This is a genomic window from Pararhodonellum marinum, assembly GCF_015354735.1.
GTDB lineage: Bacteria > Bacteroidota > Bacteroidia > Cytophagales > Cyclobacteriaceae > Pararhodonellum > Pararhodonellum marinum.
In genome coordinates this window covers 219,909-236,016 of record NZ_JACEFJ010000007.1, presented here as the reverse complement: position 1 = coordinate 236,016, position 16,108 = coordinate 219,909, and the positions used below count along the sequence as shown (strand labels likewise).

The window sequence follows — 16,108 nt, the reverse complement described above, 5'->3', positions numbered from 1 at the left end:
GGTGTTAATTTTTGGGATCTTCCACTTAAAACCTTACCGTCAATTTACTTTGGCGGTAATTTTTTTGGGTAACAATTATGCCTCCATACGGATATATTGTAAGAGAACCTAGAAGAGGTATCGTGATCTATTGATTGAATTTGCCATCTCGAATAGAATGACAATCTCATAAAAGGTCACCTGAAACTCATACTTGAAATTTTGAAAAATTTGATGTCCATGAATTGGATTTTGGATGTGAAAATATCCATGCATTTCGGTAAGCAAAGCCTGATAAGCAAAAAGATCTAGTTGAAAATTTACTCTGATTTTTTCTTTCAAATAGTTTATTTTGAGTAACTTATGCTTTAGAATTACATTTTTTAGCAATAAAGGACACTACACATTTCATTGATTAAAGGTATTGGTTTCCAAATGGTTTGAAGGTTTCATTTGGAGGAAGTAAGGGTTTTTGTCGATTCCCTTTTGAGATGGGCCACATTTGGCCTTTGTGATTTTCATACTGGATTTTTAACCAAATTTATTTTAAACATAACAACCATGGATGATCTGAATAAAAAAAGTGCATTGGGAGCCAACGATCCAAAAGCTATTCGAAAAAAATGCAGAATTCCTTTTCCTCCCTTTAAAGGAAATGAATTGATCCTGATCTGGAAGAGCGATATTACTTCCGGAGAGCGGGAAGATATCAGAATGAAATTGTTAAATCTGTATCCTGATGCGAAAATCAGGAAATGCAGCAAATGCGATGATGATGGACCTGTTGAACTTTGGACTGGAGACGGAATTCACAACTATGTTACAGGTCAAATGAGAGATAATCCGCAGGTTGCAGGAAGCACACAGGGTGTGGGAGACATCACAGATACGTTTGCCTCCTTGAATTATTTCATTTCTAATCCTTCATATCCTGACATCGAAAACTGCCTGTTTGATCTTAAACCCAATCATGAGAAGAAGAAAGACATCACAATTGCGGTTTTGGATACCGGAGTGGATTTGAATTGCATTCCTGAGTCATACCTATGGACGAATCAAAACCCCGGACCCTGTTACGAAAATGACCTTCATGGCTGGAATTTCGTCGACAATTCCCCCAACATCCAGGATGACCACAGTGGCCTTCATGGAACCCTTGTCAATGCCTATATCATTGAACAATTTGAAAAGTCCACAGAAAACCGTGTGAAATTGATGAACATCAAAACGCTGAACAACAATTCCGAAGGGGATATTTTTTCCATGCTGTGTGGTATGCTTTACGCCAAACAGAATGGCGCAGACATCATCAATGCCAGCTTGGGATATTACCAGCACCAATCCATTCCGGAAACAGATGATTACCTGTTTCATCTTATCACAAAAGTGCTGAGAAAGGCAGGGATTTTAATGGTGGCAGCTTCGGGAAATGCAATGAGTCAGGCCGATGCAGTGGCCATAGGTCTAGGCAATGACCCGAGGAATTTGACATTGAATCCGTTTTTTCCGGCTTATGTCAGCGAGACAGCACCTAATTCAGAAAACAATGTGGTTACAGTTGGCACAATAGATTTGAAAGCTGGCATAAGTCCTTCGGAAAACTTCTCTTCGATTCATGTGGACTTGGGAGTTGTGGGAGATGATATCCCGTCTGACGGAGGGATTATCGTGCCATCATTTTTCTTGCCTTATGGTAAATTACGTGCGGATGGAGTAAAAGTCACTGGTTCCTCATTTGCAGCCGCCATCGCAACCGGCAAATTGGGAGCAAATTTTCCCTCTGATCTCACCAAGTCAAGTTTACCCGGATTGACCAAAGGACAACTCATGACTAAATTTGATGGCCTTAGTACAGGTGGATCAGGTATGATTCAAACTGTGGGTTACCTTAGCCCATTTATCCGTGGTGGAAGGTACATCAGGAGGGATTGAGTGAGATTAGATGGGGTATTTAAGGTATTTGAAAGCCTGGTATAAACTTAAAGCAGCACGAAGATGATCGTTAAATATTTTATGGGCTGGATTTGGGTAGCCCTTGTTCTTGCAGGGATTTCTGCAGAAGCAAGGGAAATTTCTCAGTCGGAAGAATGGCTGGAAAAACTGCAATTGATCATACAAAGCCCTGATTCTTGGCGTATCAAAAAAGGCAAACTGGAACGGCTGATTTTGGATTATGAGAGCAAAATGCCTGAAAAGGACCATGTTTATGCCAAAATGATTCATCGGCTTGGGGATTTTTACCGGCAAACAGAAGATTTTTCCCAAGGAATCGCCTTGACCAAAAAAGCCCTGGCACTCAATCAACCGGGAAACCCTCACGCAGATGAAGCATTTTTGGCCAATTCTTATTTCAACCTGGGCTTGTATTACCGGCTTTTGAATTATTTTGATATTTCTGATGCTTATCTGGACAGCTGTTTGGCCATTTCTGAAAAGTACCCTGAGAAAAGTTTCATTGGAGGTCTGGCTTACGAACAGAAAGCCATCAATCAAAGTATTTTGGGAGAATACCAAAGGGCAATCGAAATCGCCGATTATGGACTTTCAGTTTTGGACCCTTCCTTAAAGGGTTCTCAGTATGAGGCTTTGTTGTTATTGCAGAAAAGTCAAGCGGAGTTGATCCTAAACAAATTAGATCACGTCGAAAAGAATTTGCTAAAATCAGAACAGATTTTATCACAACCGGGATCAAATCCTCATTATCTGGGTATAGGTTTTGTAGCTCAGGGTCAACTAGCTGAAGAAAAAAAAGATTATCAGTCAGCTAAATACTATTATACAAAAGCCTACAACTTAAGCCTAAGTCAGGATGATTATAGGGCAACCTTATTAAACCTTATGTATCTGGGAGTTTTATGTGAAGATACCGCGGAATATGAGCAAGCATTGAAATATTACGAGGAATGCTTTAAATACTTCGAAAAAGTAGGGGATATGGATCTGGAAGCCATGGTCTATAGTTACATGGGATTTATCTATCAAGAACAAAGACAATGGGATAAAGCCCTGCATCATTTCCAAAAAGGGCTTAGCCTTATTGTTTTGGACAATTCTGATGGTCTTGAAAAATTACCTTCGGTGGATCAACTCAAACAAATCAGCAACCAACAATTGTTGGAGCGGATGTTGGCCAATCTGGGAAGGGCACATCTCAGGTATTTTGAAGCAAATGGAGGGGAGGAGCACCTTCAGAAAGCATTGACTTATTTCAAATCAGCAGACCAAGCCATAGACCGGATGCGGTGGAGTCAAAATACACAGCAATCCAAGTTGTACTGGAGGGAAAAAACCAAAGGTAATTACGAACATGCACTGGCCACCTGTTTTTTGCTTCAGGATAAAGAAAATGCATTTTTCTTTATGGAGAAAAGCAGATCGGTTTTGCTTAATGATAAATTATCGGAATTAGGCGCTCATAAACACCTTGATGCTGCTGACATAGAAAAGGAACAGGCATTGATGATTGAGGCATTTTCACTTCAGCAACAGAGAGAAAACACCCCTTTACAAGATCCAAACCATGAAATCTTGACCTCACAATGGTTTGAAGCCCAAACTGTTTATGAAAAATACATCAAAACGCTGGAAGCCAAGTATCCAACCTATTACAGCTACAAATACGATACAACCTCGCTTTCCATTAAAGAAATAAAAGATAAGATACTGGATTCGGATCAGACCTTTGTGGAATTTTTCATCGGTGAGAACCACATTTATGCGATGAGTATTTCCCCTCATGATACCCAGCTCATAAAAATTGATAAGCAGGACTTTGATGCGCAAGCTATGGAATTGCTGGCTCTGGTTTCAGATAAATCCAAACTGAACCAACACTACGACTTGTTTTCACAATTGAGCCATGCACTATATGTTCAACTCTTTGAACCCTTGGCAGTGAATACAAGAAGGGTCATTGTTTCTATCGATGAACATCTGTTACCCTTTGAGCTTTTGCTCAAAAATCCACAGGATCCCGGATCATTATTAGTAAAGGATTTTGCATTCAGTTACGCGTATTCTGCCGGATTTTTGGCCAAGCATCAGAAGAGAAATTCCAAACATACTGTCTTGGGTATAGCTCCAGTCCATTACAAAGAGTCTATGCATCAAGCTTCACTATTGGGTGCTGATTTATCCCTTCAAAATCTTCTGCAATTTTTCCCGAAACACCGGATGTTGACCTTTGAAAAGGCCACCAAAAGCGAGTTTTTAAAATACCTACCCGATCACTCCGTAGTACAGCTTTACTCGCATGCCATCGCTGACAATACAGACAGCGAACCTGAACTCTACTTTTTTGATGAAACCCTAAGGCTCTCTGAACTGAAGCTTTTGGGAGGATTGACTACCCAATTGATCGTTTTGTCCGCCTGCAATACAGGGATAGGGAAAAGTATCAAAGGAGAGGGAGTATTTAGCTTGGCAAGGGGTTTTGCCGCCGCTGGCATCCCCTCGAGCATCACTACCCTTTGGCAAGTGGACAGTAAATCCACCTTTCAATTGACTGAATTGTTTTACCAAAAACTGAGTCAGGGTATGCCCTCAGACCTGGCGTTGCAAAGCGCAAAGCTGGAACTGATGGCATCCAACGCACCTTCCAGCGAACTTCCTTATCTATGGGCTGGGAATGTCCTTATCGGGAAAACAGCCGTTTTTATCCCAGAAAAAACTTCGGGTTGGATGATGGCAAAACTATTGCTGTCTATAGGGATATTAATGGTCTTTTTAATTTTGGCTGGTAGAAGCAAAATTGCCTATAAGTAAACCATCAGTGTAAAATATGATTGGAAACTTATGGAAAATGACCAATCTTTGGTTTTGGCATCATCGATGAAAATCTTGTTCGGCCAAAATTAAAAGAACCTATTGACCTGATGCGCCTATGAGATCCCCCTTTCCTCTCAATAAAATCTTTCTTTCCTTTTTTATCTTTTCGAGCCTTTGTCTGGAATCCAATGCCCAACTGAAGTTACCAAAATTGGTGAGTGATGGGATGGTTTTGCAGCGGGATACTGAGGTGAAAATCTGGGGTTGGGCATTCCCATCTGAAAAGATTCGAATGAGATTTTTGGGAATGGAATACCAAACTGAAGCCGACGAATCCGGGGCATGGGAATTAAAGCTATCCAACCTTAAAGCAGGAGGGCCACATACCATGACAATTGCCACTTCGGAGACTTTAGAAATAAATGACATTTTGATCGGAGATGTATGGGTGGCTTCCGGACAGTCACAGATTGACATCAATATGGAGCGGGTCAGTCCGCTCTATCCCAAAGAAATAAAAGAGGCCAACCATCCGGAAATCAGGTACTTTTCTGTCCCTACTTCAAGCGATTTGTATGGTCCTCACACAGATTTTGATCAAGGTAAATGGGTAAGTATTTCCCAAGACAATATCCTGGAAATTTCTGCTGTTTCCTATTTTTTCGGACTGGAGCTACATGAGCATTTGGGAATACCCATAGGTATGATCCGTTCCAGTTTGGGAGGATCACCTGCAGAAGCTTGGATCAGTGAAGCCTCCATCAAAGCATTTCCGGATCATTTGGCAGAGGCCCGGAAATTTAAGGATGAGGCTTTGGTGGAAAGTATTGAAAAAGCCGCTCGGGAAGAAAACGCAGCATGGTATGGAGAATTGAACGAGAAGGATGCAGGGTACCATGAGACCGATGCACCGTGGCATAAAGCTCAGATGGATGTATCAGATTGGTCTCAGATGGAAATACCCGGCTATTGGGCAGATGGGGAATTGGGAAATGTCAATGGGTCGGTTTGGTTCAGAAAAGAATTTGAATTGTCAGCTGACCAAGCAGGTAAGTCTGGCCGGCTCTACCTCGGAACACTGGTTGGCGGAGATTCCACTTTCGTCAATGGCCAGTTCGTGGGTACAATAAGTTACCAATACCCGCCAAGAAGGTATCATGTTCCGGAGGGATTGCTCAAAGAAGGAAAAAATTCCATTACAGTGCGATTGATCAGTTCAGAGGGCAAAGGGGGCTTTGTTCCCGAAAAGGCCTATGAGTTGGTTCTCGGAAAGGATACCTTAGACCTTATCGGAAAGTGGCATTACCGACTTGGGGCACAGATGAAGCCCTTGCGGGGACAGCCCAATATCAGAATGAAACCAACAGGTCTGTTTAACGGCATGATTGCCCCATTGACGGATTACGCCATAAAAGGGGTCATTTGGTATCAGGGGGAATCCAACACCGGAAAACCCAAGGAATATGCGGAGTTATTGCCTGCCCTGATCAAAGACTGGAGGCAACATTGGGGGCAGGGGGATTTCCCATTTTTATGGGTTCAACTCCCTAATTTTATGGAAAGCAAGGAGCAACCTTCGGATAGCAATTGGGCCCTCACCAGGGAATCCCAATTGAAAACCCTATCCCAACCCAATACAGGCATGGCCGTGGCCATAGACCTGGGTGAGTGGAATGACATCCATCCCCTGAACAAAAAGGACGTAAGCAAAAGATTGGCTTTGGCTGCAAGGAAAGTAGCCTACCAGGAAGATGTAGTAGCTTTTGGTCCATTGTATGAATCCATGAGCTTGGAGGGGAATAAAATTAAGTTGAATTTCAAGGAAATTGGAACCGGCCTCAAAGTCAAAGATGGAGGTGAATTGAAAGAATTTGCCATAGCCGGTGCGGACCAGAAATTTTACTGGGCCAAAGCAGAAATAGTGGCAGATGAGGTCATGGTCTGGCATGAAGCGGTTCCAAACCCGGTGGCTGTCCGCTATGCCTGGGCGGATAACCCGGATCAAGCCAACCTGTATAACATGGAAGGGTTACCTGCTTCTCCCTTCAGAACTGACGACTGGAACCAGGTTGGTAGAAGGTAATTTGGAATAAAGAATAATCGGTTTTTATTGGTTCATGCCTTCAAAAATTGAAGATAACCCACTGATTTTCCGCAATCTTCCTTAATTTTGGATTTCAATTTTGTTCTTTCTTCCAAAATTTAATTAAGTATTCCACCGTCTCTTCCGTCTATTATGCCAGCATTTTGTGAAAATGTAGTATTTCGGGGCTTGTTTTTATTTTTTCAAAAAAATCCACCTCTCGCTTGGATTGGAGGCATTGACCCTTCCAGTCAGAATTTTAGGCTTGTTTTGGTTTTGTTACTTCTTGGTGCCGCTATTGCCATGTTTGTGAAAAATAAGCCTAGAATGGATGCCGTAGGAGTGATCATGATCGCTGCCTTGCCCTTTACCGGCATCATTACGATAGAAGAAACCCTGGTTGGATTCAGTGATCCCAATATTGTGTTGATTGCGGTTTTGTTTGTCTTGGGAGAAGGACTTGTGAGGACAGGAGTTGCCAGAAATCTGGGTGATTGGATCAATACCCAGGCGAGTGGCAACGAAACCAAACTGCTTGTGCTTTTGATGTTGTCGGTGGCTGGATTGGGTTCTGTGATGAGCTCTACTGCTATCGTGGCCATTTTTATTCCAGTGGTTTTCCGGATATGCAACAATACAGGAATTGCCCCTAGCCATTTGATGATGCCCATGAGCTTCGCCGCATTGATCAGTGGCATGATGACTTTGATTTCTACCGCCCCTAATTTGGTGGTCAACTCCGAACTCATGCGTCAGGGAGAGGGTGGTTTTGGATTTTTTACCATTACTCCGTTTGGATTGGCCATCTTGGCTTTGGGCGTGGGATACATGTTGTTTGCCAGAAAATGGCTGCCTGACAATTCAGAAAAATCCGGTAAAAAAATCCGAAAGCCGACGATCAAAGACTGGATCAACAAATATGGTCTCAAAGACCGGGAGTATAGGGTGAAAATTTTGCCTGATTCTCCTTTGCTAAACTTGCAGATTCAAGATTTGAACCTGAGTCAAGACGGGATCAACCTGCTTGCAGTGGAAAGAAAAGAAGGTAAAAAAACCGTTTTTATCAGACCCAACAAGCAGATGCAGTTTATGGAGGAAGATGTACTGCTTTTGGATATCAGGAGTGATGAGGTGAAAATCAAATCCCTTTCTGAGGAATTTAGGGTGGAAAAGATGAGCTTGGCAATGGGAAAATCATACCTGACAGATACCGCACAGGAAATGGGAATGACGGAAGCCATCCTTCCCGTAGAATCCACTTGGGTGGGTAAAACCGTAAGAGATGCTAGGGTAAAGTCCGATTACGGATTGACAGTCATAGGATTATGGAGGGGAAATGCTCCGCTAGTAGAAGATTTTTTGGATGTGGAATTGAAGGTAGGGGATACCATCCTTATTGCCGGTTTTTGGGAAGACATCAAAAGAATACAGCAGGACAATGACCAATTGGTGCTTCTCCATCTGCCCAGCGAATTTGATGAGGTCTTGCCTGCCGCTGATAAGGGAGTCCATGCCATTCTGATCTTGATGCTCGTGGTTTTCCTGATGGTTGCCGGGATTTTACCCAATGTGCATGCGGTGATTTTGGGTTGCCTATTGATGGGGATTTTTGGCATAGTGGACATGAACAGTGCTTACAACAGCATCAGTTGGAAAAGCCTGGTTTTGATTGTGGGAATGATGCCTTTTTCCATCGCTTTGCAGCGGACAGGAGGAGTGGAGATGGCCTCTGAGGCTTTGCTGTCTTTGGTAGGTGACTCTGCGCCAAGGGTTGCCATTGGGGCCTTGTTCCTGATCACAGCCATTCTCGGACTCTTCATTTCAAATACTGCCACTGCGGTTTTAATGGCGCCCATTGCCATTGCCATGGCCTATGACTTAGGACTGTCACCATATCCATTTGCCATGGCAGTTATTTTGGCGGCTTCGTCTGCCTTTATGACCCCGGTTTCTTCACCGGTCAATACCCTCGTGGTGGCGCCTGGAGGGTACAGCTTCGGTGACTTCATCAAAATAGGCGTTCCGTTTACCATCATTGTCATGATCATCGCCATCTTGCTGATTCCTTTGATTTTGCCTTTTTGATTAATTTATGCTAGCTCCTTATAGCCTACCCACTCTAAGTAAGATGGGAAAAGTTACAGACTTGACTTCTTCCTTTCCCCAGCTGTCCCTTAGATCCTGTTTGATCAGATATAAGGCCTGCTTTCCTGTATGCCTTTGGTAATTCTTTACCGCTGACCAAGTCTCCAAATAGCCGACCAATTGAGTCAAACTCCAGTTTAAGGTTTGTTTGAATTGAGGGGAGTCGATTTCTGGGAAAGGGAAAGGAATGGTCAGGTAGTTTTCATCGATGTACTTCCTTTCAGGGTCCCAGTGTCCTTTCAATGTTTCACTGTAAAGCAGTTGAATTATTTGGTCTATTTCGGGATGGATGGACAACAAACCGTAACCCATCACGGCCAAAATCCCCCCTTTTTTTCCGGTCCGCTTGACTTCTTTATAAAACTGCTCAAAGTCAAACCAATGGATGGCTTGTGAGACGGTAATCAAGTCAAAAGTTTGGTCGGGAAAATCGGTGTTTTCGGCTGGCTGCCGGGAATACCGGATATTGGGATAGCGGTAGGCTTTATCCAGTTGACTTTGGCTGATATCCGTAGCTTCGACCGATTTGAAAACTTCTGCCAGGTGTCTTGCTACCTGACCATTGCCGGTGCCACAATCCCATGCGCGATCCATATCGGGAAGCAGCTTGAAGATAAAATCAAAAACCTCGGAAGGGATGCTTGGTCTGAATTGCAAATAGGCATCAGATTGTTCAGAAAAGCGGTCTTTCATATTGTAATAATAACTAGAGTCTGGGTACTAAACCTAACACCAATCCTTTGAAAAAAATCTAATCCAAGTAGAGTTCAAGTCTCGATTCTTTGTATCAGAAAATCTTTTTACAGGATTCCCATTTTAATTTACCACCTCAAAAGCCACTACTCAGAATCTGATTTTCGATTTTTTTATACAACAATGTCTAGGTCAAATTGCCAGTGGTGACTGCCCAAGCCTTTCGCAGCGGCAAATTAACTGTAATACAAACATAAATGAATGATAGAATTCAAGCCATGTAGGATTAGAACATATTTGAGTCCAAATAGCGTTAGTAACACGGTTTATTCCAAATGTTATCTACAATTACTAGCAATGAACAAGCTTTATTAAAGTTTATGTCTAAAGGTAAATCTGAGAATATCATAATTGAATAAGATATCGTACCTGTATTCCTTTTCTGCGGAGTGGAGGTAACCCAGTTCAAGGCGGATTTGGTCGCTGAGGTAGTACTGAAGTCCCGCATAAATCCGGGCGGTGTCAAAAAATTCCTCCCAGTCCATATGCGCCATAATTTCTGTGGATACCTGTATATTCCAATGACCACGTTCTCGGTCCTTATCAACTAAAGAAAAATCAGTGGAAAATTGGTACCGTACCCTAAAGTCAAAGGAGTAACTGTCTTGAATGGTTTCAATCACTTCGTTGGTCGGTATGATTGTTCTGAGGGTATCTGCCCTAAATCGTTGCTCAGTTCTGATTCTTTGATTAAAATTCCATCTATTTTCTGAATAGGTAAAATTTACCTCCTGGTGAGGCCTGATCTCAGGTTGAATAGTAGGTGTATAGAGACTGTATAATTGTGAGTAGGCGATGCCAGCCCCTACATTAAAATTATCAGACTTCATATAATACAAGGTAGTTCTCGCAATGGTTTGTAATTGCCTGGAAGGATCAAAAAACCTCCTATTATCTACCTCAACATCCAACTGAAGTTTATCAGAAAGTCCCCATTCTAAATAATATCGTGTCCAATATACCTCGCCGCTTTCAAGGGCATTTGGGATGTTTTGACCAAGAACAGGGTTTGAGATACCTAATAAAGTGGAGAGAAAAATTTGTAAATAGTATTTTGTAAATCTGTTTTTAAATCTAAAGTCAAAGATTGGTCTAAAAAGTTTTTTTATTTTAGTTATGATGATATACTTATTTACTTTGAGAAGCATAGTCAATTTTGAATATCATTTAATGGTGATCGGCTTCTTTGCCTGTATCCAATATTCTCCTTCATACGGGTCGGAAGTCCGAACTCGGAAGTCCAAATAAAAATTCCGGTTTAGTTATTGAATGTCTAATTTAATTTAAAAAATATATTTAATAAGTAATAATATTTATATTTCTATTTATTTTAAGTTACAATTATTATTCTAAATATAATAATTTTTCCTTTTTTTTTGTCACTTTGGAAGTGATCTTTAATGTTAGATGGAAAAAATTTTTCGACCTAAACAGTTCTGAATCTTAAAAATGAGATAATTAATTTTGAATATCCGCTTCTTTGCCACTAACCCAATATTCTTCTTTAAAAGGGTTGGAAGTCCGAAGTAGGAAGTCGGAAGTCATTGACTTGCAGTTTACTGGCGAGAATTGTATTGAATTACCTTTTTACTGGCATCATTGCGTACATACACATAATTAATTTTAAATTTCCGCTTCTTTGCCAGCAACCCAATATTCTTCTTCAAAAGGGTTGGAAGTCCGAAGTCGGAAGTCGGAAGTCATTGACTTTCAGTTTGCTGGCGAGAATTGTATTGAATTACCTTTTTACGGGCATCATTGGGTACATACACATAATTAATTTTAAATTTCCGCTTCTTTGCCAGCAACCCAATGTTCTTCTTCAAAAGGGTCGGAAGTCCGAAGTAGGAAGTCGGAAGTCATTGACTTTCAGTTTACTGGCGAGAATTGTATTGAATTACCTTTTTACTGGCATCATTTCGTACAAACACTTAATTAATTATTAGAATGTTTTTTTTCAACAAATTTTGCCCAATAACGGCCGAAACCAGTTCTCCCTGAATGGCTTCTCTATTTTCCACCAAAATATCCCAAGGTTCCATCCTTGGCTCATCGGAAAGGTCAAAGGTACCGAAGTGCATGGGAATAAAATACTTGCCCTCTAATACATGAAAAGCATCGATGGCATCGAGTGGACTGATATGGGCCTGATGCATAAACCATTCGGGTTTGTAAGCCCCTACACCCATCAGGCAATAATCGGGAGCACCTAAGTTTTTTCGGATGTCCTCAAAATGGGGACCTTGGCCACTGTCGCCCATAAAATACAGCTTTTGGGATCCTGCCTGGATATAAAACCCGCCCCATAAGTTGATATTTTCATCAAAAAGTCCCCTCCTGGACCAATGTCTGCTCGGTACATAAGTGATGCTAAGACCCTCTTCAGGGGTGTTGAATTGCTGAAACCAACCTGCTTCCTGTATCTCATGGCCATTGGTCCAATTGGACAACACTTTACCTACTTCCAGGCCGGTTAGAACCGTCAAATCCGGGTTCTTTTCGGCAAGGTATTGGATGGTTTTTTGGTCACAATGATCCCTGTGGCTGTGTGATAGCAGGATATAATCGATGGCAGGAAGCTCCTCCAAGGGAAAGGGCAAATCACTTTCTCTCTTCAAAAAAAAACTTTCGATCAGCACCGGGTCCGTGATCATCACCTTTCCCTGCAGACGCATCAGAAAAGTAGCATGTCCCAGCCAAATGAGGTAGTCTTGGTTTCCTTCTAAAATTGCCGGGTCAAATTCAACCGGGAGTTGCCTGGTTTCCGCCTTCTTTTCCGCTTTTTGTGGATTTTTACTGGTTTGCCATTTCAGCAAATCCCCAAAACTGGACTCAAAGGGCTGGTACAAATTTTGAAATCGGCCCTTTTCATCGACAGGGGTTCCTTTCCAATCTTCCATACCTGGGAGAGTAGGGAGTGCTGGATTGGAAGTGTGGGAAATTTCAGGTTCCTTGTCAGGACCCTTTAGGAAAAAAAACATGGTAAAAACTGGAATAAGAATGAGAATAAAGTAATTTCTTTTCTTCATGGTTTATGCACATAGCAACCTGTTTCTTTCCCGAATAGTTTCTATGCGGAAAGCAGGTAGTGAAACAACTCGGAAGGGGTTTGCACAGCAGCCACTTTTTCGTCTTCCAATTGTCTTTCCAATTCCAGTTCCAATTCGAAAATCAGCCCGGAAACATATACCCTGTCCATGCGAAGTTCTTGGTAAAAGTTGGCAGACTTCTGTTTCCCAGTCAGGGGAATGCCATAGGATTTGAAGATCCCTATGGCTTTTTTGATGTTAGCAATTTGGTTCATATTTACTTTTGGTTTGTTGGTTTAATTTACTTTACAACGTCAATTTTTGGTGGCAATAATTTATAGACCACTGGGGTCACGATCCTGGATAGGAGGGTGGAGCTGATCAAACCTCCTATCAAAACAATGGCCAAAGGCGAAATCAGCGGATTGGTAGACCATGCGATAGGGGATAATCCTCCTATTGCCGTCAGGGTAGTCAATACGATCGGTAAGAAACGAATCTCCCCAGCCTCTCGGATGGCCTCATCCAATGCTTTGCCTTCTTTTCGGAGTTGATTGGTGAAGTCCACCAGTAAGATGGAGTTTTTCACTTCTATTCCAGCCAATGCAATCAACCCTATGATGGCAACAAAGGACAAAGAGTTGCTTGTAAGCCAAAGTGCGGTCAATGCACCAACCATACCCAATGGAATTACAGACAGGACGATGATCGTACTTTTGAAGGTTTTGAACAGCAGGATCAAAACGGCAATGAAAAGAAACACTGTCACGATGATGATAGACTGAAATCCACCGAAGGAATCTTCTTTTGATTCAGCTTCCCCGGCCATTTTAAATGCATAGCCTACCGGTAAATCCAATTGTCCCATTTTTTCTTCCACCTCTCGGATGACCCTGTCTGTCAGGAATCCCTCCTGTATAAATGCCGAGACGGAAACAGTTCGCGTTTTGTTGTAGTGGTCAATGTAAAGTGGCGAACTTTCCAGTGTCAGGTCAGCCAATTGCCGGATGGGTACAGCGGCTCCTTGGACATTGTTGATAAACAATCGGTCAAAATTCAGCAGGGAAGCCCTTTCGGCTTTTGGACTGGTTACTACAATTTCCTTTTTATTGCCATTGGCATCTGAGAAGGTGCCCATTTTCAATCCGGCAATGGCCATCCTAACTGCCCTGTCCACTTCGACGATATTGACCCCCAAAGCCCTTGCTTTGTCTTTTTGAATGGCCACGCGAATGTCGGTTTTCAAGTGGCTTACGGGATTGTCTGTGTATAGGGTGCCCGGGGTTTCTTTGACCAGTTTCTCTACTTTCGCAGCAATTACACGAAGGCTGTCCAGATTTTCCCCGGAAAGCCTAACCTCTACGGGTGCAGTCACAGGAGGTCCCTGTTCAAAGTTTTTGACTTCCACACGGGCCCCCACATAATCCGAAAATTTATCCCGAAGTGCTTCAGTGATTTTGATTTTTTCGGTAGCTGAGGCATCAGATTTAAGTTGAACAAAAATCTGGGCAAAATCTGTCCGCTCATTTTCCGGAATGACATTGTAGTAGACCCTAGGATTGCCTTTGCCCACGTTGGAAGAGAAAAACTCAATTTCAGGTATGCTTCTCAAGGCCGCTTCCACATCTCGGACCACCGCATCCGTCCCAGCTATCTTGGTTTGGATGGGTGTGATCACATTGATCAGAAACTGTGGTTTTTCGGAAGGTGGGAATAAGCTGAAGCCGATGATGGGGAAAATACCCAGTGAACCCACAAAAATCACCAAAGCCAAGATTAAGGTTTGAACCGGCTTTCTCAGGGAACGCTCCAGTAGAGGCGCATAGCTTCTGGAAATGACCGATTGGAGTGAACGAAGGAAGACATTGCCTTGGTGACCGGGTTTGTGTTCTTTGAGGATACGGCTGGAAAGAAAGGGGATAATGGTCAGCGAAACCACCATGGAAGCCAATACACTCAAAATCACCGCCACGGGGAGGCTTCTCACGAAATCACCAGCACCTTCAGGTAAAAATACCAAAGGCATAAAGGCAATGATCAGGGTAATGGTGCAACCCACCACAGACAGCCCGATCTGCTTGGTGCCGAGCAAGGTGGCTTCCATTCTGCTGTGTCCTTCCCGGATCCAGCGTTCAATGTTCTCCACGACCACAATGCTATCATCCACCAAAAGCCCGAGTGCCACCACAAGACCCACAATGCTCAGTTGGTTGAGACTGTATCCCAAGAGATTGAGCAAAATAAGGCCTATGGCCAAGGAAAGCGGGATGGAAATCATGACAATCATGGCTGCTCGTCCCCCCAAGGGCAAAAGCGTAATGGATACCAAAAGGATGGCAATCATAAAATCAAAGCCCAATCCCCCCAGTCTTTTATTGACAAACTCAGCCTGGTCGAAGGCCACAACCATGTCTATGTTGGCGGGGAGGGTACTTTTGAAGTTTTCTAGCACAGGGAGATATTGTTCCTGTACCTGTGAGATGTTGCTGCCTTCCTTGAGGGCGGCAGTTACAAAAATGGCCCGGTATCCATTGAGCCTGGTGATGTGTTTGCTTTCCTCATAATCCCTGTGCACATGGGCGATGTCTTTGAGGGCGATGCTTTTGCCTTGCATGGAGTATACCAAGGTACCGGCAATCTCCTCTAAGCCATCATAATTGCCGCTGGTTTTCACATTGAATGCTTTGCTGCCTGCTTCTATGGTGCCTCCGGGAATATTGCCGATTTCACTTTGGATGCTGCCTAGGACAGCCTGCAGTGGAATGTTCATATGGGACATTTTATCCAGCTGCAAATCTACCCTCACGATCTCCTCGGGAAGCCCATGGATTTCCACCTCTTTGAGTGCGGAGATTTTTTCCAGCTCATCCTGGAGCCGTTCCCCGTATTTCTTGAAAGCATCCCGCGAACTGTTTTCGCTGATCAGTCCGATCTGAAGGATGTTCACTCCGGAAGGAGTCACTTTATTGATTTCTATGCTGAGGATATCTTGAGGTAACTCATCCCTCATGCTGTTGATCTCCCGTACCAATTCCTGGTATTTGTCATTGACATTGCTTTCGTATTTGTATTCCACATTGAAGACCACCACACCATCTCTGATTTTGGTTTTGATGCGCTTGATGTCTTCGAGGGCATAGATTCTTTTCTCTATGGGATCGACGATCAGTTCTTCCATGTCCTCCGGGCTGGTACCTGGATAGATCACGATGACGGGAAATTGCGGCGCATTGGTGGCGGGGTCCTCACTTCTTGGCATATTGAGGAAGGTAGTAAGACCAAGGGCCACAGTCATCAGAAAAATCACCAAGGTGAACTGGTAATTTTTTACGGCGAAATTGGAGATTCTCAT

General features: G+C 42.9%; 9 protein-coding genes. 4 read left to right on the top strand and 5 right to left on the bottom strand.

From position 1 onward, the window contains the following. The first annotated feature begins 540 nt into the window (after positions 1-540). The 4 genes from H1A14_RS14495 to H1A14_RS14480 all read left to right on the top strand — a co-directional run bounded on the left by H1A14_RS14495 (position 541) and on the right by H1A14_RS14480 (position 8,914). Positions 541-1,911, top strand: a complete 1,371-nt coding sequence (locus H1A14_RS14495; protein ID WP_194776991.1) for a S8 family peptidase — start codon at positions 541-543, stop codon at positions 1,909-1,911. Positions 1,912-1,974: 63 nt separating this feature from the next. After that, positions 1,975-4,743: a CHAT domain-containing protein gene (locus tag H1A14_RS14490; RefSeq protein ID WP_194776990.1), complete on the top strand. Its 2,769-nt coding sequence runs from the start codon at positions 1,975-1,977 to the stop codon at positions 4,741-4,743. Between the two features lie 118 nt (positions 4,744-4,861). Further along, positions 4,862-6,829, top strand: a complete 1,968-nt coding sequence (locus H1A14_RS14485; RefSeq protein ID WP_194776989.1) for a sialate O-acetylesterase — start codon at positions 4,862-4,864, stop codon at positions 6,827-6,829. Between the two features lie 153 nt (positions 6,830-6,982). Then, positions 6,983-8,914 carry an SLC13 family permease gene (locus H1A14_RS14480; protein WP_194776988.1) on the top strand — a complete coding sequence of 644 codons (1,932 nt, stop codon included), beginning with the start codon at positions 6,983-6,985 and terminating at the stop codon, positions 8,912-8,914. A gap of 18 nt (positions 8,915-8,932) precedes the next feature. Here the strand turns inward: H1A14_RS14480 and H1A14_RS14475 are convergent, their stop codons facing one another. The 5 genes from H1A14_RS14475 to H1A14_RS14455 form a co-directional block, all read right to left on the bottom strand. Beyond that, positions 8,933-9,667 (bottom strand): class I SAM-dependent methyltransferase, encoded by a 735-nt coding sequence (locus tag H1A14_RS14475; RefSeq protein WP_194776987.1) that lies wholly within the window; start codon positions 9,665-9,667, stop codon positions 8,933-8,935. A 371-nt stretch (positions 9,668-10,038) separates the two neighbouring features. Further along, positions 10,039-10,875 (bottom strand): DUF2490 domain-containing protein, encoded by an 837-nt coding sequence (locus H1A14_RS14470; RefSeq protein WP_194776986.1) that lies wholly within the window; start codon positions 10,873-10,875, stop codon positions 10,039-10,041. Between the two features lie 783 nt (positions 10,876-11,658). Beyond that, positions 11,659-12,756, bottom strand: a complete 1,098-nt coding sequence (locus H1A14_RS14465) for an MBL fold metallo-hydrolase (protein WP_194776985.1) — start codon at positions 12,754-12,756, stop codon at positions 11,659-11,661. Between the two features lie 41 nt (positions 12,757-12,797). Beyond that, the gene (locus H1A14_RS14460; protein ID WP_194776984.1) at positions 12,798-13,031 is read right to left on the bottom strand and encodes an acyl carrier protein; all 234 of its coding nucleotides are present in this window, start codon (positions 13,029-13,031) and stop codon (positions 12,798-12,800) included. A gap of 26 nt (positions 13,032-13,057) precedes the next feature. Continuing rightward, entirely contained in the window at positions 13,058-16,108 is a 3,051-nt protein-coding gene (locus H1A14_RS14455; RefSeq protein ID WP_194776983.1) for an efflux RND transporter permease subunit, read from the bottom strand.

Excerpts from the sequence above, each read along its gene's own strand:
- H1A14_RS14495 (WP_194776991.1), top strand. The coding sequence starts at position 541 with ATGGATGATCTGAATAAAAAAAGTGCATTGGGAGCCAACGATCCAAAA.
- H1A14_RS14490 (WP_194776990.1), top strand. The coding sequence starts at position 1,975 with ATGATCGTTAAATATTTTATGGGCTGGATTTGGGTAGCCCTTGTTCTT.
- H1A14_RS14485 (WP_194776989.1), top strand. The coding sequence starts at position 4,862 with ATGAGATCCCCCTTTCCTCTCAATAAAATCTTTCTTTCCTTTTTTATC.
- H1A14_RS14480 (WP_194776988.1), top strand. The coding sequence starts at position 6,983 with ATGCCAGCATTTTGTGAAAATGTAGTATTTCGGGGCTTGTTTTTATTT.
- H1A14_RS14475 (WP_194776987.1), bottom strand. The coding sequence starts at position 9,667 with ATGAAAGACCGCTTTTCTGAACAATCTGATGCCTATTTGCAATTCAGA.
- H1A14_RS14470 (WP_194776986.1), bottom strand. The coding sequence starts at position 10,875 with ATGCTTCTCAAAGTAAATAAGTATATCATCATAACTAAAATAAAAAAA.
- H1A14_RS14465 (WP_194776985.1), bottom strand. The coding sequence starts at position 12,756 with ATGAAGAAAAGAAATTACTTTATTCTCATTCTTATTCCAGTTTTTACC.
- H1A14_RS14460 (WP_194776984.1), bottom strand. The coding sequence starts at position 13,031 with ATGAACCAAATTGCTAACATCAAAAAAGCCATAGGGATCTTCAAATCC.
- H1A14_RS14455 (WP_194776983.1), bottom strand. The coding sequence starts at position 16,108 with ATGAGAATCTCCAATTTCGCCGTAAAAAATTACCAGTTCACCTTGGTG.